This window comes from Streptomyces sp. 142MFCol3.1, assembly GCF_000424945.1.
Taxonomy (GTDB): Bacteria; Actinomycetota; Actinomycetes; order Streptomycetales; family Streptomycetaceae; genus Streptomyces; species Streptomyces siamensis.
The window spans coordinates 336,360-357,784 of sequence record NZ_AUKV01000002.1 but is presented as its reverse complement, the minus strand read 5'-3'; the positions used below and the strand labels follow the sequence as shown (position 1 = coordinate 357,784).

Below are 21,425 nucleotides of genomic sequence, written 5' to 3'. Positions count from 1 at the left end.
GTCTTCTGTGAACCTTGAAATCGTAGCCGACATGGGTGGGCCGCCCGCTTCCCGTTTTGAGGGGTGGGAAGCGGGCGGCCGGGTGTCGGGGGGCGCGGAGCGCCGCGGCGCTACGGCCGCCAGTTCTCCAGTACGCCGTCGTAGAGCTCGGCGTCCGTCAGCTCGCGCGGGGCCGGGCCCGCGTGGAAGAAGGCCGTGTTCCCCGTCTTCAGCTTGCGGAGGTAGTCGAAGGCCTTGTTGTCGTGCTCGCCGAACGCCACGAAGGAGAAGAACACCGAAGGGTGGTCCTTCGCCGCCTCGGTGAGGGACTGGGTGGCCGGGGTCTTCGCGTCCGGAGCGCCGTCCGTCTGGAAGATCACCAGGGCGGGGAGCGGGGAGCCGGCGTCCGAACCGTGCTTGTCGTGCTGGGAGAGCACTTCCTGCACCGCCGCGTGGTAGCTCGTGCGGCCCATGCGGCCGAGCGCCGCGTGCAGCTCGTCGACCTTGTTCTCGTGCTCGGCGAGGGTCAGTTCGCCGGTGCCGTCCAGCTCCGTGGAGAAGAACACCACGTGGACCGTCGACTCCGGGTCCAGGTGGGCGGCGAGGGCGAGGGCCTGCTCGCCGAGGGCCTGGGCGGAGCCGTCCTTGTAGTACGCGCGCATCGACGCGGAGCGGTCGAGGACGAGGTAGACGCGGGCTCGGGTGCCGGTGAGGCCCCGCTTCCCGAGGGCGGTGCCCGCCTCCTTGTACGCCGCGGTGAGGGCCGGGGCCTCGGCGTTGACGCGGGTCGCCGTGACGGCGGGCTCGGCCCCGGTCTGCGGCTCCGCCGCGGGCTCCGCCTCGGCTGCGGGGGTCGGCTGCTCCTCGGCCGTGGGGGACGGGGCCGGCGTTGCGGGCCGGTCGGCCTCGGCTTCGCCTTCGGCCTCGTCGTTCCCACCCGCACCACCCGTGCGGGCATCCTGCTCAGGTGCGGGTCGGGCCTGTGGGGTCTTCTCGCCGTCGGCGGCCGCGGCCGCGGGCTCCGGCGTCGCTTCCGCGACCGGCTCGGCCGCAGCCGCCGGTTCCGGCTCCGGCTCGGCCTCGGCCGCGGGCTCAGTCACCGGCTCCGCCTCGGCGGTCGGCTCGGGCTCGACCGCGGGCTTCGCTTCCGCGGCCGGCTCGGTCTCGGCGGCCGCCTCGGGCTCAACTGCGGGCTCCGTCTCGGCGGCCGGCTCGGGATCGGGCGCCTGCTCGGGTTCGGCGGCGGGCGTCGCTTCGGCCGCCGGTTCGGTCGCAGCCACCGGCTCCGGCTCGGCTACCGGCTCTGCCTCCGCGGTGGGCTCTGCCTCGGCGGTGGGCTCGGCCTCGGCCGCCGGCTCGGCTGCGGGCGCCGCTTCGGCTACCGGCTCTGCCTCCGCGGTGGGCTCTGCCTCGGCGGTGGCCTCGGCGGTGGGCTCGGCCTCGGCCGCCGGCTCCGGCGTCGACTCCGGCTCAGCCTCAGCCTCGGCCGCCGGCTCGGCTGCGGGCGCCGCTTCGGCTGCCGGCTCTGCCTCGGCCGTCGTCTCGGGCTCCGCGGTGGGCTTGGTCTCGGCCGCCGGCTCGGGCTCCGCCGCGGGCTTCGCCTCGGTCACCGGCTTCGGCTCGGTGGACGGTTCCGGCTGGGACTGCTTCGGGACCGTCACGTTGTCGAAGGCCGCAGAGACCAGGTCGTCCACCACGGAGGGCTCGGGCTCGGAGGCCGGGGCCGGAATCCTCGGCTCGGCGGCCTCCTGGGCGGGGGCGGGAGCCGGCTCGGGCTCCTGGGTGGGGGCCGGGACGGCCGGAGCCGAGGCCTCTCGCGAGGTCTCCGCGTCGGCGTCACGACCCTTGCGTGAGCGGCCGAACGCATTCCGCAGGAGAGTGAGAATGCCCATGTGCGCAACCCTTCGCGTGAGTTGATCCCGTCAATCCCTGGCCAGGACGGACACGTAAGGTTAGCGGCCGCGACTGGCGATCTTGGGCAGGGGCGGACAGCCGCCGGAGCGCCGTGTCAACACCCCTGTGGCTCGCGCAGGTTCACTCTTCGTTCATGCGGCCGCCGCGTTCCTGCACATACGCCCGCATAGCGTCACGCTCACACCAAGGGTTCATATGGGGAGAGTAAAGTGCGCAGATCTCTGCCGTTGATCGCAACGTCCGGCTCGCATCCGGGCGGCCGGTCCGCGATGACCTGCCGATTCCGCTGTGGTGACGCCTGCTTCCACGAGGTGCCCAACACCAGCGGCAACGCGTACGTCGGCGACGTGATCGCCGGTGCGCTCAGCCGACGCTCGGTGATGCGGGCCGCGGCCGTCGTCACCGTGGCCACGGCGACCGGTGCGGCCGTCGTCGGCACCGGAGCCCCGCAGGCCGCCGCGGCGCCGGACGCTTCGGCGCACAAGGGCGAAAAAGGGGCGCGTGGGCTGCGTTTCGCACCGGTCGCGCCCAACACCGAGGACGCCGTGACGATCCCCGAGGGGTATCGGCAGAACGTCGTCATCCGCTGGGGAGAGCCCATCCTGCGCGGCGCCCCCGCCTTCGACCCCGAGAACCAGACCGCCGCGGCCCAGGCCGGCCAGTTCGGCTACAACAACGACTTCCTGGCCCTCCTGCCGCTGCCCGGCGAGCGGGGCCGCCAGCTCCTCGTCGCCAACCACGAGTACACCGACGAGATCCTGATGTTCCGCGGGTACGACGCGGAGAACCCCACCCGCGACCAGGCCGAGATCGCCTGGGCCGCGCACGGACTGTCCGCCGTCGTCGTGGAGGGCGACCACCGCACCGGCAGGCTGACGGCCGTCCCCCGGCACCACCTCAACCGCCGAGTCACCGCGACCACCGAGTTCCGGCTCACCGGCCCGGCCGCCGGCTCGGACCTGCTGAAGACCTCCGCCGACCCGACCGGCCGCAAGGTCCTCGGCACGCTCAACAACTGCTCGGGCGGCACCACCCCCTGGGGCACCACGCTGCACGGCGAGGAGAACTTCAACCAGTACTTCGCCAACAGCTCCCGCGCCACCGACAAGCGGTACGGGATCGGCACGGGCGCCACCGAGCGCAAGTGGGAGCGATTCGACAAGCGCTTCGACGTCGCCCAGGAGCCGAACGAGGTGCACCGGTTCGGCTACGTCGTGGAGTTCGACCCGTACGACCCGTCCTCCACTCCCCGCAAGCACACCGCGCTCGGACGCTTCAAGCACGAGGCGGCGACCGTGCGGCTGACGGAGGACGGCCGTCCCGTCGTCTACACCGGTGACGACGAGCGCTTCGACTACTTCTACAAGTTCGTCGGCAGCAAGCGGATGCGCAGGGGCGGCTCCCGGGCCGACCGCGAGCACAACCTCTCCCTCCTCGACGAGGGCACGCTGTACGTCGCCCGGCTCACCGGCGACTCCCCGGCCGCCGACATCGACGGCAGCGGGAAGCTCCCCGCGGACGGCGAGTTCGACGGCAGCGGCGAGTGGATCCCGCTGGCCACCGCGACGGCGCGCGGTGCCGTCTCGCACGTCGACGGGATGACGGCCGAGGAGGTCTTCGTCTTCACCCGGCTCGCCGGTGACAAGGTCGGCGCCACCAAGATGGACCGGCCCGAGGACATCCAGCCCTCCCCGCACACCGGCAAGGTGTACGTCGTGCTGACGAACAACACCAACCGCGGCAAGGCGGGCTCCGCGCCCGCCGACGAGGCCAACCCGCGCAACGCCAACAAGCACGGCCACATCCTGGAGCTGACCGAGGCCCGCGGCCGTGCCGAGAGCACGCGCTTCGGCTGGTCGCTGTTCCTCGTCGCGGGCGACCCGACGGACGCCGGCACGTACTTCGCGGGCTTCCCGAAGGACCGGGTGAGCCCGATCTCGTGCCCGGACAACGTGGCGTTCGATCCGCACGGCAATCTGTGGATCTCCACCGACGGCAACCAGCTCGGCTCGCACGACGGCCTGTTCGGGGTGGCGACCAGGGGTGACCGGCGCGGTGAGCTGAAGCAGTTCCTGACGGTGCCGACCGGCGCGGAGACCTGCGGCCCGCTCGTCCAGGACCGGCGCGTGCTGGTCGCCGTCCAGCACCCGGGCGAGGTCGACGGCGCGTCCGTCGAGAAGCCGGCGAGCGTCTGGCCCGACGGACCCGGCAAGATCGTCCGCCCGGCGGTCGTGGCCGTGTGGCGCGCGGACGGCTGCGACATCGGGATCTGACGGCTGCGACATCGGGATCTGCAAGACGCCCCCGGTGAATCCGGGGTATCAGGGGGCGTATCGGGCCGCCGCCGGCCGCCTGCGCGGCCGGCGGCGGGGTCCGCGAAGATCGTCTGTCAGGCCGGCGGTGGGGGTCACGGAGACCGTCTGTCAGGCCGGTGGTGGGGGTCACGGAGACCGTCTGTCAGGCCAGCGGTGGGGGTCGCGGAGACCGTCTGTCAGGGGCTTCGGTGGGGGCCGCGGAGACCGTCCGTCAGGGCGTGGGGACGGCCGTCTCCGTCCCGGTGGCTTCCAGCCATTCCCGGTATGCGGGTGCCTGCCGTGCGGCTTCCCAGTACGCCTCCTCCAGGTCGGGGCAGACGGCCTCCAGGTCCGCCTGCGTGCGCGCCGCGAGCAGCAGCCGTACGCCGAGGGGGTCGCCCGCGAGCGGGCGTACGGCCGTCTCGGGGCGGGACTGGGAGGTGGGCTGGCAGACCGTGACGACCTCGCCGGTCGCGACGAGGGTCGCGGCCGTGTGGTAGTCGCCGTGCAGGACGCGGGGGTTGAGTCCGGCCGTGCGCAGCATGCGATGCACGGCGTCCCATTCGCCGTCCACCGTCGGGTCCACCATCCACCGGTCCTCGGCCAGTTCCGACAGCTGTACGACGGGGCGCGCGGCGGCCGGGTGGTCGGTCGGCAGGGAGACGAACTGGGGCTCGCGCTCGACCAGGACGCGCAGCCGCAGTCCCTCCGGGACGCGCAGCGGGGAGCCCTCGACCTCGTGCACGAAGGCGACGTCGAGCTGGCCGTCCGCGACCATGCGGAGCAGGGCGTTCGGGGAGACGTCCATCTGCAGGAGCGTCTCCTGCTGCCGGGCGCGCAGTCGGCGCAGCCAGCCCGCGAGCGCGCGGCTGGCGGTGGAGCCGATCCGGAGCTGGGGGCCGTCCGCGGCGGCGGCGCGCGCCTCGGCGACCAGGGCGCGCATTTCGGCCACCAGCGGGCGGGCGCGGCCCAGGACGATCCGGCCGAGTGGGGTGGGCCGGCAGCCGGTGCGTGCGCGCAGGAACAGCGCGCCACCGAGCTCCTGCTCGATGCGCCGCAGCTGTGTGCTCAACGAGGGCTGGGCGACGCCGAGTTGGCGGGCGGCGCGGTGCAGGCTGCCGGTGTCGGCGATGGCGCACAGTGCGCGGAGGTGCCTGACCTCAAGCTCCATGCCGTCGGAGCCTAAAGCGGAATCAAAGCTTTCACCAGACGCACAAAACCAATCGGAAATGGGCGAGTTGGGTGATCGAGTGCGGGCCGATAGCTCCGGACTATCGCCACTTGCCATCATCACAGCCGCCTCACGGGCATCGACACTCGCCGATGACGACTTCACCCCCCACACAAGGAGTCATCAATGCGCATGTCCGCATTCGCCCGGGCGACCGCTGTCGGAATCGGTCTGGTGACCGCGTCCGCAGTCTCCCCGCAGCTCGCCTCGGCGAGCGTCCCCGCCGCCCCGAACACCGCCTCCGCGCAGGCCGCTCACACGGTGTCCGCGTACGCGGGTTCGTCCCAGGAGGTCAAGGCCAACCGGGCGTTCTTCGAGGCGGTCGTCAAGTCGGTGGCCGAGAAGCGTGCCGCGCACCCGGGCGCCGCGGCCGTCACCGTCGTCTACGACGCCTCCGGCGCCCCGACGTTCAGCGCGCAGATATCCCGCAGCGCCCAGATATGGAACGGCGCGGTGGCGAACGTGAAACTCCAGTCGGGCTCGAACGCCGACTTCTCGTACCGCGAGGGCAACGACTCCCGCGGCTCGTACGCCTCCACCGACGGCCACGGCGGTGGCTTCGTCTTCCTCGACTACGCGCAGAACCAGGAGTACGACTCCACGCGTGTGACCGCGCACGAGACGGGCCACGTCCTCGGTCTGCCCGACCACTACGAGGGCCCGTGCAGCGAGCTGATGTCGGGCGGCGGTCCCGGCACGTCCTGCACCAACTCGAACCCCGACGCCGACGAGCGCGCCCGCGTGGACCAGCTCTGGGCGAACGGTTTCGCGAAGGCGCTGGACAAGGCGCTCGCCCATGAGAAGGCGCTGGGCGAGGCGCACGCCCGCTAGGCATCAGCAGACCAGACCCACCCCCCACGGGTGCGGGCCGCCCCCTGCACGGGCGGCCCGCGCTGCTGTTTCCGCCCGGGCCCGCCCCGCCCCCGCCCTGGCGGACCGCGCCCCGTCAGTGGGGCGAGGCGATCGCCCGCGCCGCCGCGACCTCTTGGCGCAGCGGTTCGAGCACGCTGTCCGGGGGGCCGGTCAGGTCCGTGCGGACGGCGACGAGCACCTCGGTCTCCCGCAGCCCCGCCGACAGCTCCCGCAGCTGGAGCACGACGTGGGAGATCTCGGCGGCGGACGGCTCCGCCGCGCCCTGTCTGACGCGGACGCGCGCCGCGGTCGTCGCGTCGACGATCCGTTCCACGGCGACGACTAGCGGCCACCACGCGGCGGCTCGGCGCCCGGTGGGCGGCGGTTCGGTCAGGGCGCGCTGGAACTCCGTACGGATGGCGGACAGGTCGCGGTACAGGCGGCGGCGCCGGCGGGCGCGGTCGGCGGGATCGGGATCGCCGCCGAAGGCGCGCTCCACGTACGTGGCCGTGTCGGTCACCGCGTCGGCGAGCCGGTCGCCGACCCGGGTGTGCCAGCTCTCCGGCCACAGCAGATACCCGGCGACGAGTGCGATCGCGCACCCGATGAGGGAGTCCGTCAGGCGCGGGACGATGAGACCCGTGCCCTGGTGGTTGAGGGTGTCGGACAGCAGCAGGATCACCGGGGTGATGGCGGCGGTCTGGTAGCCGTAGCCGCGCGGGGTCAGCGCCGGGACGAGCGGCGCGAGGAGCATCATGACCGCCACGTCCCACCAGCCGCGCGGCACCACCGTGAGGACCGCGGCCGCGACGACGAGGCCGGCCACCGTGCCCAGCGCGCGCAGCAGCGCCCGGGAGAAGACGGACCCGAAGTCGGGTTTCATGACGAAGGTGATGGTGAGCGCGATCCAGTAGGAGCGCGGCACCGGGACGATCGAGACGAGCACCTGCCCGAGGCCGATGCACAGGGCCAGGCGCAGGCCGTAGCGCCAGGACGCGGCGGACAGGACGACGTCGCGGGAGGCCCGTCGGGCCCGGACGCGCAGGGCGGCGGGACGGCCGAGGCGGTCGTCGGCGGGGGCCCGGTCGAGAGCCTGGTCCGTCGCCACGTCGGCGGCGTGACGCAGGGCGTGGTCGACGGCGCGGGCGGCCTCGTTGGTGGGCTCGGGGAGCCGGAGTTCCAGGGGCCCGGAGCGGCCGGCGGCGACGGCGTCGGCGAGGCGGCCCGCGGCCTCGGGGATCTCGGCGGGCAGCCGCTCGCCCTGCTGGTGGGCGGCTGGGGCGGCCTCGATGATCGGGGTGAGGGCGTTCAGCTGGGCGAGCAGCCGGACGAGGTCGGGGCTGCGGCCGTGGTGGAAGGCGCGCCGGGCGAGGACGAGGTCGTAGGACTGGTTGAGGGACTGGGTGACGGCGAAGCGGGCCTCCTCGTAGTCGGCGGTCCCGCTCGCGGCGAGCAGGTCCGCGACCGTCCGGTAGGTGCTGGCGACGGCGGCCCGCTCCGGTACGCCCGACCGCACCGGCCAGGCGAGCAGGGCCAGCAGGAGGACGAGGAGCCCGCCGCCGGACATCAGCAGGGGTGCGAGCCACCACGGTCCGGGGAGCGGAAGTCCGGCGCCGATCACGCAGTTGAGGAGGAGCAGCAGACCGGACACGGAGGCCACGGCGCCGATCGTGGAGATCATCCCGGAGATCAGCGCGACCGCGGTGACGGCGACGACGGCGGTCCAGCCGTGTCCGAACACGAGCGCGCCGACCGTGACGCCGACCGCGCCGAAGAGCTGCGGTACGGCGATGTTGAGGATGCGCATGCGGTACGCGTCCGCGGTGTCGCCGATGACCCCGGACAGCGCGCCCATGGAGGCGAGGGCCCCGTAGTCCGCTCGCCCGGTGGCGATGCCGACGGCGAGCGGCAGGGAGATGGCGACGGAGGCGCGGGCGGCGGCGGCCCGGTTGACGGACGCCTTCTGCGGTTGGAGGTTCCTGACCAGCCAGTCGGGAGGGGTGAGGCCGATGGGGAACTCGCGGGACATGTCCCCATTATGAGGGCCGGGTTCGCCCGCCTCCCGGCCCGTTCGCGCTGGTGGGGGCCACCCCGGGCGCCATGGGTGCCGGGGTGTGCTCAGCGGTGCCGGTGGAGGGTGAGGTCGACGACCAGGGCGCGGTGGTCGGTGCCGGTGATCCGGGGGAAGACGGCCGCGTTCGCCGAGAAGTCCTCGGAGACGAGCACGTGGTCGATCTGCGCGCCGAGCGTCGGCGTGGTCCTGGCGGGCCAGCTCGGGGTGCGCGGGTCTCCGGCGAGGCGGGCGCCGTCGCGCAGCCCGGTGTCGAGGATGCGGCGGAACGCTGCGTGGTCCTGGGAGGCGTTGAAGTCCCCGGCGACGACGGTGGGACCGTCACCGGCCGCCGCGTAGTCGCGCAGCCCGCCGAGCTCGCGCCGCCAGACGCCGAGCTGGCCGGGGAGGGGAGGCATCGGGTGGGCGAGCTGGAGCCGTACGTCGTGCCCGCGCACGTCGGCGACCGCTCCGGGCATGCCCATGGTGCCCCGCACGCCGGCCGCGGCCTTCAGCGGGAACCGGCTCATGATGACCGAGCCGTCGGACCCCGCCCCCTCGACGGCCTGCCGGTACGGGTAGTCCCCTCCGCTGCCCCCGAAGGCGTCCCGCAGGGCCCGGGAGCACACGTGCTCGCACTCCTCCACGAACAGGATGTCGGGCTTCTGCCGCCGTACGGCGCCGATGAGCGAGTCGGTGCCCCGTCCGAACTGCACGTTGGAGGTCATCACCCGCAGCTCCGCCAGCGGTGTCCCGCCGGGCTCGCTCGTCCTGCCGTACGGCTCGACGTACCAGGCGACGGCCCCCAGCAGGACCACGCCCCACACCACCCCGACCCGCCGGCGCGCGAACAGCGCGAGCAGGAGTCCGAGTGCGGTGGGGGCGAGCAGCCAGGGCAGGAACGCCAGCAGTTGCGGCACGGGCGTGATCCCGTCGCTGTCGGCCGCCCGGCATCCGACGACGGCACTCACCGCGGCCAGCAGCAGCCAGGCCGCCCAGGCGGCGGCCCGGCGCCCGGTCCGGCGCGTGTCTCCGGGCGCCCGGGGGTCCGTCCACTCAGCCGTCGCAGTGTCCACGTCCCGGCCTTCCCTCGTCCGTGTGGGTGTCCGAATCCTCCCTCGAAGACGGGGTGCCGCGGTGCCGGGTTGCCCGGAAGGCCGCTCAGGCGGTCTCGGGCGAGCCGCCTCCCGTCGCCAGCGCCCACATCACGAACACCGCGACGGCGATGGCGATGACGGACCAGACGGGCTCGTAGGGCAGGAACATGAAGTACTCGATCATGTAGAGCGCGGCGACGGCGATGCCGACGGCGCGCGCCCACTCGTGACCCTTCAGGACGCCCCAGCCGGTGATCGCGACGATCACGCCGATGACGAGGTGGATCCAGCCCCAGGTCGTGAGGTTGAACTCGTAGACGTAGGTGCCGATGCGCGCGTACACGTCGTCCTTGGCGATGCCCGTGATGCCGATGAGCACGCCCAGGATGCCGCCGACCAGCATCAGGACGCCGGCGAAGAGGGTGCCTCCCGAGTGCCATCCCGGATCGCGGGAGGGTCCGCCGGCCGGGCCCGGGGCGGGCTTGGGGCTGAGGGGCGCGGTGTTCTGGGACATGAGGTCTCCTCGGGGCCTGGAGTGTCACTCGCAGGTTCGCCCCGGGGGACGGGGGCCGCATGCCCCGATGGGCCGGACGGGGGACGATTCGGTTCCCGCGACGGGCCGGTCCCCGCGGTGGGGAAGGCCCCGCGCCGGACCCGTCCCGAACAGGGACAGCCCCGGCCTCGCCGTACGGCCCCGCACCGGCCCGGCCCCAGCCACGCCGTTCAGCCGTCGATCCGTGCCAGGAAGTCCGCGAGCGCGCCGTTGAACTCCTCGGGCCGCTCCAGGTTCGGCAGGTGCGCGGCCGAGCCGATCACGCGGAGTGTGGAGTCGGGGAGCGCCGCGTGCATCGCCTCGGCGTCAAGGACGGGGGTGTACTCGTCGTCGGCGCCCACCACGACCAGCGCCGGGACGGTGACGCGGGTCAGCAGTTCGCGGTAGTCGGGGCGTTCGGCCCGGCCGCGCAGGGCCGCCGCCGCGCCCTCGGGCGGCGTCGACACCATCATGCGGTGCACATGCGCCGCCACCTCGGCCTCGGCGTACGGGGCGACCATCTTGTACAGCACCTCGTCGGCGTATCCGGCCATGCCCTCGCGCAGCAGCCGGTCCGCCGTCGCGTTACGGGTCCTTCTGCCCTCGGGGGTCTCGGCGGCGGGGAAGGTGTCCGCGAGGACGAGCCCCCGGACGCGCTCCGGGAACGTCCGGTAGCACTCCATGACGATCTGGCCGCCCATGGAGAGTCCGCCGAGCACGAACGTGGCGATGCCCAGCTCGTCCAGAAGTGACGCGATGTCCTCGGCGAACGTGGACAGGGGAGTGAGGGCGGGGTCTCCGGGAAATCCGGGTTCCGACGGGGACGCGCCGTAGCCGCGCAGATCCGGGGCGACGACCCGGCGGGAGGGGGAGAAGGCCGCGATCTGCGGGGCCCACATGGTGCGGTCGAAGGGGTGGCCGTGGATCAGGACGAGAGGCGCCGTCGAGGAGGCGCCCCCTTTGTCCTCGTAGGCGAGGAAGGGTGCCATGGCCACGACCCTAGGCGCGGCCAACTCCTCGGTGCAATAAGATCTTTGCTCTCGGTGCAATGTGGAGGGGTCGCATGGAGGACTACCGGCGCATCGCCGACCGCATCGCCGCCGACATCGCGGCCGGTCGGTTCAAGCCCGGCGAACGGCTCCCCCCGCAGCGGGCGTTCGCCCGCCGGCGCGGGATCGCCGGATCGACGGCCGGGCGGGTGTACGCCGAACTCGTCCGGCGCGGGCTGGTCGTCGGCGAGGTCGGGCGCGGCACCTTCGTACGGGCCTCCCCCGCGCCCTCGGGCCGCGCGCTCGCCGAACCCGCCACCTCCGCCCGGGTCAACCTGGAGCTCAACTACCCTTCCGCGCCGGGCCAGTCGGAGCTCCTCGCCGACGGACTGGCCCCGCTGCTGCGCCCCGACGTGCTCACCGACGCGCTGCGCACGGCCCCCGCCACCGGCACGACCGCCGTCCGCGAGGCCGCCGCGGCACTCCTCGCCACCCCGGGCTGGCGCCCGGCACCGGACCGGCTGGCCTTCGCCGGCAACGCCCGCCAGGCCATCGCCGCCGCACTCGCCACCCTGGTGCGCCCCGGGGGCCGCGTCGGCGTCGAGTACCTGACCTACCCCCTGGTCAAGGAGATCGCGGAGCGCCTCGGCATCACCCTGGTCCCGCTCGCCATGGACGACGAAGGCCTGCGCCCGGAGGCGGTCACGACCGCCCACCGCTCCGCGCCGCTGTCCGCCGTGTACGTCCAGCCGACCCTGCACAACCCGACCTCGGTGACGACGGGCGGGGAGCGGCGCCGTCAGCTCGCGGCCACGGCACGGGACATGGACATCCCCCTCATCGAGGACCGCATCTGGTCCTTCCTGCACGACGGCTCCCCCGACCCGCTCGCCGCCCACGCCCCCGAGCGCACCTACGTCGTCGACGGCCTCTCCAAGCGGGTCGCCCCGGGTCTGACGGCCGGCTTCCTCGTCGCACCGGAGGGGCGCGTCGGGCAGGTGGCCGCCGCCCTCCGCTCGGGTGGGTGGACCGCGAGCCGGTTCGCCCTGGAGGCGGCCGTGCGCTGGATCGGCGACGGCACGGTGGACCGCCTGGTGCGCGCCAAGCGGGCGGACGCGGCGAGCCGTCAGCGGCTCGCGGCCGAACACCTCGCGGGCTTCGCCGTGCGCGCCGACCCGCAGGCGTACCACGTCTGGTGGGAACTGCCGTCCCCGTGGCGGGCGGACACCTTCGCCGCCGCGGCGGCGGAGCGGGGCATCGCGCTCACTCCGGGGCCCGCCTTCACGGTCCCGGTGCTCGGTACGCGGGCCGAGGACTGCGTCAGGCTCGGACTCGCCTCGACCGCTCCGCGGGAGCTTGCGGGGGCGTTGCGGACGCTCGCCGGTATCGCGCGTACACACCCGTGAGCCCCGCGGCCAGCGCGACGGCGAGGCCGAGGGCGAGGAGCAGCCAGGACACCAGCCGGAGCGTTTCCGTGAGCGCGTCGTAGACCGCGCCCGCGGCCAGCGGCGACACGTCGGGCGGCAGGTCGGCGAGGGTCATCCGGCGGCCCACGGTGATCGTCGCGCCGAGCAGCGCGGCGCCCAGCGCGGTGCCGAGCCCGGTCGCCAGGAGCGCCCGGCGGCGGCGCACCGCCACGAGGATGCCCGCGAGGGCGAACGCGACGGCGCCCATCGGCAGCCAGAACGCGGCGACTTCGAGCACGCGGAACCCCTTTCGCAAGTGGGCCAGATCCTCGGCCTCGAGCACGGTGACCTCGGTGTGCTCGACGGGGATACGGTCCGCCAACGGCATGTGGTCGTCGGCGAGTCTGCGCTTGACCTGCTCGGTGACGGGCGCGAGGTCGACGGTCACCGGCCCCGCGCGGTCGTCGCGCAGCGCCCGCATCACGGCGTCGTGCGCGGCCATGTTCGCGGCCTCCCACGCCGTGCGGTACGCATCGGTCTCGGTGAACGAGAGCACCGCGTCCCGCACGAAGTGGTTCACCGGCCCCTGCAACCGCGCCCGTACATGGACCTCGCGCAGGATGCCGTCCGTGACACCGGCGGCGATCGCGTCCCGCACGTCGCTGTCGGCGGCGAGCGGTGCCACCGTGGCCCGGTACCGGCCGGGGTCGCCGAGCCCGTACATCGCCCAGGTGGACAGCGCGCCGAGCGGCGCGAGCAGACAGGCGAGGAGGATCAGCACGGCCGACAGGGAGCTCCGGACACGTTGGGACACCCCTCCAGGCAAGTCCTCCCGGACGCGTCGCGCGAGCCGTTTGCCGCCAAATGGGCGTATACGGCAAGCCGAAGGAGGCTCCGCGCCGGTCACCTGGTCCCGGCCCTCGGCCGATACGCCCCGTGCGAGGCGGCCCGCACCCACGTGAACCCCGGGGGACACAAGGCCCCCAAACGCTCCGGTGGAGGCCTCACCCGAACGGGTGTTTCCTGGGAGAGGAGAGGAGGCCGGCATGCGTGACACCCGGGCCCTGCGGGTTCCTGCCGCAGCCGCCCTCTGCCGCGGCCCCGTTCAGGGGCGGCCTCCCGACCGTCGTGACGGGCAGCACGGCGGCCGCTCCGCACCGTGGAGCCGGAGGGGACCATCTCCGGCTCCTCCACGGGCTCCTGGGACCGGGGTCCCAGGGGGTAGGTGAGTGAGGGAGACGCACGAGACCCCGGCTGCTGCCGGGGCCTCGTGCGCCGTGCGTCGTCCGGACGCGTGGGCGGTGTGTTCGTCGGACGGACCGGTACGCCGTCATCCGACGCGGTGCCCCGCCGCGTCCTCGTGCGTGTAGTAGCGGTAGAAGGCCCCGAGGAACACGCCGGCCCCGGCCACCAGGCCCATCAGCGACGACGACAGCACCGACGCGCCGCTCTGGCTGAAGAGGAAGCCGACCGCGCAGCCCGCGAACGCGCCCCACACCACGGCGTGCAGTTCCCGCTTCATCAGCGGTGCCAGTCTGCTCACGCCCATGAGGAGCGCCGCGAACACGATGGCGCACACGAACCCGAACAGGACGTTCCAGCCGGTGATCGGGCCGCCGTAGCGGGTGATGGCCGCGGCCCAGTAGCCGTAGACGAGCCCGAGCGCGGCGGGCACCGCCCACCGTGCGATCGCGTGCGTGCGCTCCCCGAAGACGTCGGGGGTGCGTGGTGCCCCTGAGGCGGGTGACACAGGTGCCGCTTGAGCCATGGGAACACTCCTCTCTCTCCTCGCCCCTGCCTTCCAGAGCACACCTCGCCCCGGTGCCTGGCAAGTCGGAGGACGGCCCTCGCGACCGCCGGATCTCGCCGGGATGCGGCCCTCCCGCCCGCGTGTTTCGCTGAGCTGCATGAAGCTCGTACTTTTCGGTGCCACCGGGATGGTCGGCAGCCGTATCGCCGCCGAGGCGTCCGCGCGCGGGCACCGCGTCGTGGCCGTGAGCCGCTCCGGACAGTCCCCGGTGCCGGGGGTCACGGCGACGGCCGCCGACGCCTCGGACCCGGCGAAGGTGGCCGAGCTGGCGGCGGGCGCGGACGCTGTGGTCTCCGCCTGTGTCCCGCCTCGGGACGGATCGGAGGCCCGCGAGCCCTTCCTCGCGATCAACAAGTCGCTGGTGGAGGGCGCGCGCACGGCCGGAGTCGGGCGGCTCGTGATCGTCGGCGGCGCCGGCAGCCTGGAGACTTCCGAAGGCCGGGCGCTCGTCGACGAGCCGGGCTTCCCCGAGGCCTATCTCACCGAGGCCCTCGCCCACCGGGACGTGCTCGACTTCTACCGCGCTCTGGACGACGAGGCCGTCGACTGGACGTACGTCTCCCCCGCCGCGGAGATCGCCCCCGGTGAACGCACCGGTGCGTTCCGTGTCGGCGGCGACCGGCTGCTCACCGACGACCACGGCAACAGCCGGATCAGCGCGGAGGACTACGCGATCGCCGTCGTCGACGAGCTGGAGAAGGACGCCCACCCGCGCGCCCGGATGTCGGTCGCGTACTGATCAGGTGGCCGGCCGCAGCCCCGCGGAGCAACCACGGACGAGCGCCGGGCGACCGGACGCCGTCCAGCGGCAGTCACTGCTGCGCCTGCACGGACGCAGCGTCGCCTGGATGCCGCCGCTGCTCCTGCTCATCGGCATCGCCGTGTTCGACTGGAACAGCTCGGGCGAGTTCCGCATCATCTCGTGGATCGTGCTGGTGCCCGGCATCGCGGCGGCGATCTGCGGCGTGTGGGGCACGGCGGCGCTCGCGGTGCTCTCCCTGGCCACCTACATCGGTGTCGACACGTCCTGGCCGCACCAGTACCAGACGGGCCTGCCCGACTTCATCCTCGTCGCCCTGGGCAGCACGCTCGCGGTCCTCGCCTGCGCGGTCCGGGTCCGCGGCGAAGAGCGCATGCTGCACATGCGGGACGTCGCCGAGACCACCCGGCGCACGGTGCTGCGCCCGCTCGTGCAGGGCTGGGGCGGCCTGGACCACGCGGCCGTCTACCTGGCGGCGGACAGCGACGCCCGCGTCGGCGGGGACTTCTACGACATCCAGCCGGGGCTGCACGGCACGCGCGTCCTGCTCGGCGACGTCCAGGGCAAGGGGCTCGGAGCGGTGGAGGCGGCGGCCGCGCTGCTCGGCACGTTCCGGGAGTCGGGGTACCACGAACCCCTGCTGCGCACGGTCGCCGACCGGCTGGAGGTGCGGATGCTGCGGCACGGCGGCTACACGTCCGCGCTCGGCCGCCTGGACGGCGACCGCTTCGCGACCGGAATCCTGATCGGATTCCCGCCGGACGCCACCGACCGTGTCGAGGTCATCAACTTCGGGCACGAGCCACCGCTCGTGGTCACCGTGGACGACGTGCGTGAACTGCCGCCGGGCGACGGACTGCCGCTCGGGCTGAGCGAGCTGGGACAGGACCCGCCGCCGCTGATCGAGGTCCCGCTCGCGCACGGCGAGACGCTGCTGCTGGTCACCGACGGGGTGACGGAGGCGCGGGACGCGAGCGGCGCCTTCTTCCCGCTGCGCGAACACGTGGCCCGCGCCCTGACCGAGGACCCGCGCACCGCGGACCCGCACCGCCTGGTCCGGTTCGTCCGCGACGGCACGCTGCGGCACTGCGGCGGCCGGCTGGCCGACGACACCACGATCTTCGCCGTGCGCCGCCGATAGCGCCCGCGACCGGCCGCGGAACCCGCGCACGGGCGCTGCGTTCGCCCTCCCGCCGTCCCCGCTTTGCACGCGCAGCGGTTACGGTGCTGCCGTACGTGATCGATGGGGAGGGGAATCTGTGCCCGGAACCGTGCTGCTCCTCGCGGCCTCGCCGGTGGGCAAGGGGTGTCTGGTGGACGCGGCGTCCGTGCTCCCCGTCCTGGCCGCGGTGTCTCCCGCCGTGCTGTCCGGCACCGACACGGCGAACGTCGTGGAACTGGCCGATCCGCTGGAGCCGCAGGCTGTCCTGACCCGGCTGCGCGCGGCGGCGGCCTCGCCCGGCCCGCTGACGGTCTTCCTCACCGGCCAGCTCCAACTCGACCGCCGCCAGCGCCTGCCGCACCTCGCTCTCGCCCGCACCACCCCGGCGACGGTCCGCTACACCGCCTTCCCCTGGCACTGGATCACCGAGGAACTCCGGCTGCGCCCCGCGGGCACGACCACGCTCCTCGTCGACCTGCACGCCGACGCGGAGACCTGGGACCACCTCGCGGCCCGCCCCCTGACGGCGGGCCCGTCCACCGCGCTGTACGGCCGGATCGCGCCGCCGCCGCCCCGCCGCAGCGTGGCGGTTCCGGCGTACATGAGGGCGGCGGCCACCGTCCTGCGCAGCGGTCACCGGCCGCCCCTCGCCGAACTGCACCAGCGGGCGCTGACCCGGGCGACGGGCGAGGAGATCCGGCCGGGGCCGCCCGACATCGTGCTGACGCCGCGGGCGGTGGCGCGGCCGTGGCACGACGCGTACGGCGCCGCCGAGCCGGCGCCCGCGGCCGCCGTGCCCCCGCCCCTGCCGGCCGTGCCGCCCACGGCCCCGCCGACCGGCGGCTTCCGGCCGGTCGGGCCGCCCGCCGCGGCCTCCGCTCCGGGGGGCGCCCGCACCGGGACCCCGGCGGGTCACGACCCCCACGAGACCATCACCGCCGCCGTCCGGGCCGGCCGGCACGGCGAGGCCGAGGCGCTGGCCGGGCGGCGGGAGCAGGAGGCGCTGCGGACGTTCGGGCCCGCCTCCGAGCAGGTGCTGCACTGGATGGAGGTGCGCGCGGACCTGGCGATGTTCGCGGCGGACCCGGAGCGCAGCTGCCGCACCTGGCTGGCGGTCGCGGACGCGCGGCTGGGCGCGGGCCAGGCCCCCGACTCCCCGGCGGTGGAGTCGGCCGTGGACCGGGCCCACCACCAGTGGGGCCTGGTCGGTGACGCGGTGCTCGCCCGTGAACTGGGTTCCGCGCTCGCCGAGTTGAGACGGCGGGTTCCGGGCCGTCGGCAGGGGGCGCTGGACCACGTGCGACAGCAGCTCCGCCAGCTCCAGACGCAGGCCTGAGGAGCAGGTCAGGCGAGGTTCAGCGACGCCAGCGCCCCCGACACCAGCGTCCGCACGCCCGGCGCGACCACGGACAGGTCGGGGGCGAACAGCGGGCTGTGGTTGCCGGGCACGGCGGCGAGCCGGTCCATCAGGTCGCCGCCGCCCGGAGCCGCGTCCCACACGTCGGCCGGGGTGCTCGTCACGAACCAGTAGGAGTAAGGGAGTTCGCCCACCGCGAGCCGGTCGAAGTCCTCGCTGCCCATCGCCGGCCCGGGGTCGAGGACCGTCCCCGCGCCGAAGACCTCGGCGTGCACGGCGGCGACACGGCGGTCCGTCTCGGGGTCGTTGACGGTCACCGGGAAGCTGCTGCCGACGGTGACGTCGGGTTCGCGGGGGCAGCCCGCCGCCGCGCACTCGCCCCGCGCGACACGGCGCACGGCGGCGATCATCCGCTCGCGGACCTCCTGCGACTGTGTGCGCAGGTTGAGGGACAGACGCGCCTCGGACGGAATGATGTTGTGCCGGGTGCCCGCCTCGATGCGTCCGACCGTCAGGACCGCGGACTCGCGCGCCGCGACCTCGCGGCTCACGACGGTCTGGAGCCGGGTCACGAGGTACGCCGCCGTCACCACGGGGTCGACGGTCGCCTCGGGGCGCGAGCCGTGGCCGCCGGCCCCGTGCACCACGATGTCGATGTCGGTGGAGGCGGACATGATCAGGCCCGGCGAGTGCGCGTACAGGCCCGCGGGGCCGGGTGCGACGTGCTGGGCGAGCAGTACGTCCGGCCGGGGGGCACGCTCGTAGAGACCGTCCGCGAGCATCCGGGCCGCGCCCTCCCCGGTCTCCTCGGCGGGCTGTCCGACCAGCACCAGAGTGCCGCCCCAGGTGTCGCGTCCGGCGGCGAGCGCGTCGGCGGCGCCGGCCAGCCAGGTCACGTGCAGGTCGTGCCCGCAGGCGTGCATGACTCCGGGCGTCGTCGAGGCGTAGGGCAGGCCGGTCTCCTCGGCGACGGGGAGCGCGTCCATGTCGGCGCGGAGCAGGACGGTGGGGCCTTCGCCGTTGCGCAGCACACCCACGACGCCCGTGCCGCCGACACCGTCGTGGGTCTCGTACCCGGCGCGGCGCAGCAGCCCGGCGAGCCGGTCCGCCGTGCGGTGCTCGCGCAGGGACAGTTCCGGATGGCGGTGCAGGTCCCGGTAGAGGTCCTCCAGGTCCGGGACCGGGAGGTCGGCGGTGAGGTCCAGCGCGGTGCGGGCGGCGGGAGAGGTCACGGGATCAGCGTAGCCACGAAGCACGGACGCGTGAGGGGAGCGCGTCATGAGTGGGCCGGGGGCGGGGCGGCGGTCACCAGCGCGAGAGCGGCGGTCAAGGGGCGGCGCCGTGGTCGTCCGGCGGCCGCCGGCGGAAGGGGGAGTTCCGTCGACGGCCGCCGTACGTGCCGCCCCAGGGCGGCGGGCACCGGGGTGGACCGGGTTCCCAAGGGGGGGCGGGACCCGGCCGGACCTCAGCGCCCGGTCTGTGCCACCGTCGACGGCACGTGCTGGGCTGGGCGGGGCGGTTCCGCCGCCCGCGCCGGGCCCGCGTTCGCGGCGGTGACCAGTGCCGCCACGGCGACGACGGCCGCACCGAACCCTCTGGAGTAGCGCGCGAAAAGACGTCGGAGCACGGCGACCTCGCAACAACAGCGGCTTATTAAGCAGGCTTAATCCGTCGCTTAACGTAGGGGCTGCGGGCGTCAAAGGGCAAGAGCAGCCAGGAGGTTGGACAATAGTCAGGAGTCGTCCGAATGTAAGTCGACTTAATGGCATGCTTAATCCATGGCGGAGCGCGACGACCCGGAGATCATCGGGCGCAGGGTGCAACAGCTGCGTACAGAGCGCGGTCTGACGCAGAAACAGCTGGCGGAGCCCGCGTACACGCCCGCCTACATCTCCACGCTGGAGGCAGGCCGGGTGCGGGCCTCCGAACCCGCGCTGCGGCACATCGCCGAGCGGCTCGGCATCGCCTACGAGGAGCTCACTACCGGGCGGCCCGCCCATCTCGCCACGGACCTGCGGCTGCGGCTGACCGACGCGCAGCGCACGCTCGCCACCGGAGAGGCCGAGGTCGCGGCGGAGCAGTACGCCCTGCTCCTCGCGGAGGCGGACGCGCACGGGCTCATCGCCGAGCAGGCCGCCGCGCTGCTGGGCCTCGGTGAATGCGCCATGGAGACCGGCGATCTGGCCACCGCACGGGAGCGCTTCGAGGAGTCCGAGCGCCGCACGGGCGACGCGCCACTGCCGCAGCGCGTGCCCGCCGTGCGCGGGCGGGCCGTCTCCCACTACCTGGCGGGCGAACTCCGCTACGCCTGCTACCTGTTCGAGTCCACGCTCGACGAGCTCAACCGCACCGGACTGCACGACCCCGACGCGCTGCTCCTGCTCTACACGGGAGTCATCGCGCCCTACATGGACATGGGCGCGCACGCCCGGGCCGCCCAGGCCGCCGAGTTCGCACTGGCGCTCGCGCCGCAGGTCGGCGATCCGGCGCTGGTGGCGCGGATGCACCGCTCGGTGGCCCGCACGATGATCGCCGAGGGGCGCATCGCCGAGGCCGACGTGTCCCTCGCCAAGGCGGCCGAGCTCTACCGCCAGCTCCAGATCCGCACCGAACTGGCCAACTGCCACTGGATGCGCGGGTACCTGTACGCGCAGAACGGCGAACTGGAGCGCGCCGAGGCCGAGTTGCGTGAGGCGCAGGCGATGCTCTCCGCCAAGCGGGCCGCCCTCTACACCAGTCAGGTCGCCGTCGAGCTCGCCGACGTACTGCACCGGCGCGGCAAGTCGGAGGAGGCCGCCGCCCTGCTGCGGGAGGTGCTCGGTGACCTCAGTCCCGAACGGGGAGCCATCCACTCGGCCGCCGCGCACCGGCTCCTCGGCATCATCGCGGAGGACGCCCGGGAGACCGAGGCGGCCGAGGAGCACTATGTACGCGCGATGAGCCTGCTGGAGCGGGCCGGGGCGGCGGGGGACCTGGCCGACCTGTGCCGGCTCCTCGGCGACCTGCTGCGTCGCACGGGCCGCATCGAGGCGGCGCTCGACGCGTACCGCACGGGCCTCGGCCATCGCACCGCGCCGGGCACGACGACCCTGGGCCCGGCCCCGGCGCAGCCCCCGCTCTGAGCTCCCGCCGACGGCTCACGCGCCGGGCGGGCGCTCTCGGAGCGGGCTCGCGCGTGGCGGGCCCGACCGGAACGGGGCCGCTCGGGGTGGGCGCACCCGGAGAGCGGGGTCGCGGCGGCCGGCGGACCGGTCACCCCATGCGTTCGACCGCGTCCTTGGCCTCCTTGAGGCCGGCGCCCGTGGCCTCGCGGTAGGCCTTGATGGCCTGGATCTTCTTGCCCTCCCGCAGCAGCGCGGCGACCTGGGGCAGTTCCGGATCACCGGCGTGCAGACCGAGGTGGTCGAGGATCAGGTCGAGCTTGTGCTCGACGCGGGCGATTCCGCGGTCGGTGCGGCCCAGCTTGCTTTCCAGTCCGGCGAAGCTCGCGATCATCAGTGCGGCCAGGACGAAGAGACCCGTTATTTCCATGGGCACCGATCCTAGGACCCCTCGCCCCGCAGGCCGACGCGGCGCAACAGTGCGAGCAGCGTGGCCCGTTCGTCCTGGTCGAGAGGGGCGAAGGAGGCGGTGAGGACGTCCAGCCTGATCGTGCGCCCGGCGGTGAGGACGCGCTCGCCGTCCGCGGTGAGGCGGTGCTCGATGCGCCTGCCGCGTCCGGGGCGGCGCTCGACGAGGCCCTGCGCGGCGAGTCGGCTCGCCAGGGTGCCGAAGGACTGGTCGCCCTGGAAGGTGGCGACGGCCAGTTCGTGCGCGGAGGCGCCGGGCGCACGGGCGATCGCGCGCAGGGCGTCCCACTGGGCGAGGGTCGTGCCGGCCGCGGCGAGGCGGGTGTCCAGGGCGCGGTGGTGCCGGTACTGCGCCTCCTTCACCGCGCGGCCCAGCTCCTCGAGGTCGACGGCGTCCGCCGGGCCGGAGACGTCGGTCGTGCC

At 74.1% G+C, this 21,425-nt stretch carries 19 protein-coding genes; 7 read left to right on the top strand and 12 right to left on the bottom strand.

Annotated features, from left to right (window positions below):
* Positions 1-110: 110 nt before the first annotated feature.
* Positions 111-1,871, bottom strand: a complete 1,761-nt coding sequence (locus H305_RS0104160) for a VWA domain-containing protein (protein ID WP_028799304.1) — start codon at positions 1,869-1,871, stop codon at positions 111-113.
* 231 nt (positions 1,872-2,102) lie between these two features.
* On the opposite strand from H305_RS0104160, the gene H305_RS0104155 reads away from it, so the two are divergent.
* The gene (locus tag H305_RS0104155; RefSeq protein WP_028799303.1) at positions 2,103-4,166 is read left to right on the top strand and encodes a PhoX family protein; all 2,064 of its coding nucleotides are present in this window, start codon (positions 2,103-2,105) and stop codon (positions 4,164-4,166) included.
* Between the two features lie 253 nt (positions 4,167-4,419).
* Here the strand turns inward: H305_RS0104155 and H305_RS0104150 are convergent, their stop codons facing one another.
* Positions 4,420-5,358 carry a LysR family transcriptional regulator gene (locus H305_RS0104150; RefSeq protein WP_028799302.1) on the bottom strand — a complete coding sequence of 313 codons (939 nt, stop codon included), beginning with the start codon at positions 5,356-5,358 and terminating at the stop codon, positions 4,420-4,422.
* Positions 5,359-5,544: 186 nt separating this feature from the next.
* Between H305_RS0104150 and snpA the strand changes: the two genes are divergently transcribed.
* Positions 5,545-6,249, top strand: a complete 705-nt coding sequence (snpA, locus tag H305_RS44410; protein WP_199791333.1) for a snapalysin — start codon at positions 5,545-5,547, stop codon at positions 6,247-6,249.
* A 115-nt stretch (positions 6,250-6,364) separates the two neighbouring features.
* Here the strand turns inward: snpA and H305_RS0104140 are convergent, their stop codons facing one another.
* The 4 genes from H305_RS0104140 to H305_RS0104125 form a co-directional block, all read right to left on the bottom strand.
* A complete protein-coding gene (locus H305_RS0104140; RefSeq protein ID WP_028799301.1) occupies positions 6,365-8,299 on the bottom strand; it encodes an FUSC family protein in 1,935 nt (644 codons plus the stop codon).
* Between the two features lie 89 nt (positions 8,300-8,388).
* Positions 8,389-9,396, bottom strand: a complete 1,008-nt coding sequence (locus H305_RS0104135) for an endonuclease/exonuclease/phosphatase family protein (RefSeq protein ID WP_028799300.1) — start codon at positions 9,394-9,396, stop codon at positions 8,389-8,391.
* Positions 9,397-9,481: 85 nt separating this feature from the next.
* Positions 9,482-9,931 (bottom strand): DUF7144 family membrane protein, encoded by a 450-nt coding sequence (locus H305_RS0104130; RefSeq protein ID WP_028799299.1) that lies wholly within the window; start codon positions 9,929-9,931, stop codon positions 9,482-9,484.
* Between the two features lie 209 nt (positions 9,932-10,140).
* On the bottom strand, positions 10,141-10,938 hold the full coding sequence (locus H305_RS0104125) for an alpha/beta fold hydrolase (protein ID WP_028799298.1): 798 nt from the start codon (positions 10,936-10,938) through the stop codon (positions 10,141-10,143).
* A gap of 74 nt (positions 10,939-11,012) precedes the next feature.
* Here H305_RS0104125 and H305_RS0104120 point away from each other — a divergent pair, with 74 nt between their 5' ends.
* A complete protein-coding gene (locus H305_RS0104120) occupies positions 11,013-12,344 on the top strand; it encodes a PLP-dependent aminotransferase family protein (RefSeq protein WP_028799297.1) in 1,332 nt (443 codons plus the stop codon).
* Here H305_RS0104120 and H305_RS0104115 read toward each other — a convergent pair.
* Both H305_RS0104115 and H305_RS0104110 read right to left on the bottom strand, forming a co-directional pair.
* Entirely contained in the window at positions 12,259-13,158 is a 900-nt protein-coding gene (locus H305_RS0104115) for a hypothetical protein (RefSeq protein ID WP_037762298.1), read from the bottom strand. The genes H305_RS0104120 and H305_RS0104115 overlap by 86 nt on opposite strands.
* Before the next feature lie 516 nt (positions 13,159-13,674).
* Entirely contained in the window at positions 13,675-14,112 is a 438-nt protein-coding gene (locus H305_RS0104110) for a hypothetical protein (protein WP_028799295.1), read from the bottom strand.
* A 139-nt stretch (positions 14,113-14,251) separates the two neighbouring features.
* On the opposite strand from H305_RS0104110, the gene H305_RS0104105 reads away from it, so the two are divergent.
* The 3 genes from H305_RS0104105 to H305_RS52085 all read left to right on the top strand — a co-directional run bounded on the left by H305_RS0104105 (position 14,252) and on the right by H305_RS52085 (position 17,412).
* The gene (locus H305_RS0104105) at positions 14,252-14,893 is read left to right on the top strand and encodes an NAD(P)-dependent oxidoreductase (protein ID WP_028799294.1); all 642 of its coding nucleotides are present in this window, start codon (positions 14,252-14,254) and stop codon (positions 14,891-14,893) included.
* Positions 14,894-14,897: 4 nt separating this feature from the next.
* A complete protein-coding gene (locus H305_RS0104100; protein WP_028799293.1) occupies positions 14,898-16,055 on the top strand; it encodes a PP2C family protein-serine/threonine phosphatase in 1,158 nt (385 codons plus the stop codon).
* 118 nt (positions 16,056-16,173) lie between these two features.
* Positions 16,174-17,412, top strand: coding sequence for a hypothetical protein (locus tag H305_RS52085; protein ID WP_028799292.1), 1,239 nt, complete (start codon positions 16,174-16,176; stop codon positions 17,410-17,412).
* 8 nt (positions 17,413-17,420) lie between these two features.
* Here the strand turns inward: H305_RS52085 and H305_RS0104090 are convergent, their stop codons facing one another.
* Positions 17,421-18,665 carry an amidohydrolase gene (locus tag H305_RS0104090; RefSeq protein ID WP_028799291.1) on the bottom strand — a complete coding sequence of 415 codons (1,245 nt, stop codon included), beginning with the start codon at positions 18,663-18,665 and terminating at the stop codon, positions 17,421-17,423.
* Positions 18,666-18,898: 233 nt separating this feature from the next.
* The gene (locus H305_RS53910) at positions 18,899-19,060 is read right to left on the bottom strand and encodes a hypothetical protein (protein ID WP_199791332.1); all 162 of its coding nucleotides are present in this window, start codon (positions 19,058-19,060) and stop codon (positions 18,899-18,901) included.
* A gap of 151 nt (positions 19,061-19,211) precedes the next feature.
* Here H305_RS53910 and H305_RS0104085 point away from each other — a divergent pair, with 151 nt between their 5' ends.
* Entirely contained in the window at positions 19,212-20,555 is a 1,344-nt protein-coding gene (locus tag H305_RS0104085; RefSeq protein ID WP_028799290.1) for a helix-turn-helix domain-containing protein, read from the top strand.
* 130 nt (positions 20,556-20,685) lie between these two features.
* Here H305_RS0104085 and H305_RS0104080 read toward each other — a convergent pair whose 3' ends face one another.
* Positions 20,686-20,964: a ribosomal protein L7/L12 gene (locus H305_RS0104080; protein ID WP_028799289.1), complete on the bottom strand. Its 279-nt coding sequence runs from the start codon at positions 20,962-20,964 to the stop codon at positions 20,686-20,688.
* An 11-nt stretch (positions 20,965-20,975) separates the two neighbouring features.
* A complete protein-coding gene (locus tag H305_RS0104075; protein WP_028799288.1) occupies positions 20,976-21,377 on the bottom strand; it encodes a MarR family winged helix-turn-helix transcriptional regulator in 402 nt (133 codons plus the stop codon).
* Positions 21,378-21,425 lie beyond the last annotated feature (48 nt).

Bases quoted from the DNA above. Each gene is read 5' to 3' on its own strand.
- H305_RS0104160 (WP_028799304.1), bottom strand. From the start codon at position 1,871: ATGGGCATTCTCACTCTCCTGCGGAATGCGTTCGGCCGCTCACGCAAG.
- H305_RS0104150 (WP_028799302.1), bottom strand. From the start codon at position 5,358: ATGGAGCTTGAGGTCAGGCACCTCCGCGCACTGTGCGCCATCGCCGAC.
- snpA (WP_199791333.1), top strand. From the start codon at position 5,545: ATGCGCATGTCCGCATTCGCCCGGGCGACCGCTGTCGGAATCGGTCTG.
- H305_RS0104140 (WP_028799301.1), bottom strand. From the start codon at position 8,299: ATGTCCCGCGAGTTCCCCATCGGCCTCACCCCTCCCGACTGGCTGGTC.
- H305_RS0104130 (WP_028799299.1), bottom strand. From the start codon at position 9,931: ATGTCCCAGAACACCGCGCCCCTCAGCCCCAAGCCCGCCCCGGGCCCG.
- H305_RS0104125 (WP_028799298.1), bottom strand. From the start codon at position 10,938: ATGGCACCCTTCCTCGCCTACGAGGACAAAGGGGGCGCCTCCTCGACG.
- H305_RS0104120 (WP_028799297.1), top strand. From the start codon at position 11,013: ATGGAGGACTACCGGCGCATCGCCGACCGCATCGCCGCCGACATCGCG.
- H305_RS0104110 (WP_028799295.1), bottom strand. From the start codon at position 14,112: ATGGCTCAAGCGGCACCTGTGTCACCCGCCTCAGGGGCACCACGCACC.
- H305_RS0104105 (WP_028799294.1), top strand. From the start codon at position 14,252: ATGAAGCTCGTACTTTTCGGTGCCACCGGGATGGTCGGCAGCCGTATC.
- H305_RS0104085 (WP_028799290.1), top strand. From the start codon at position 19,212: ATGGCGGAGCGCGACGACCCGGAGATCATCGGGCGCAGGGTGCAACAG.
- H305_RS0104080 (WP_028799289.1), bottom strand. From the start codon at position 20,964: ATGGAAATAACGGGTCTCTTCGTCCTGGCCGCACTGATGATCGCGAGC.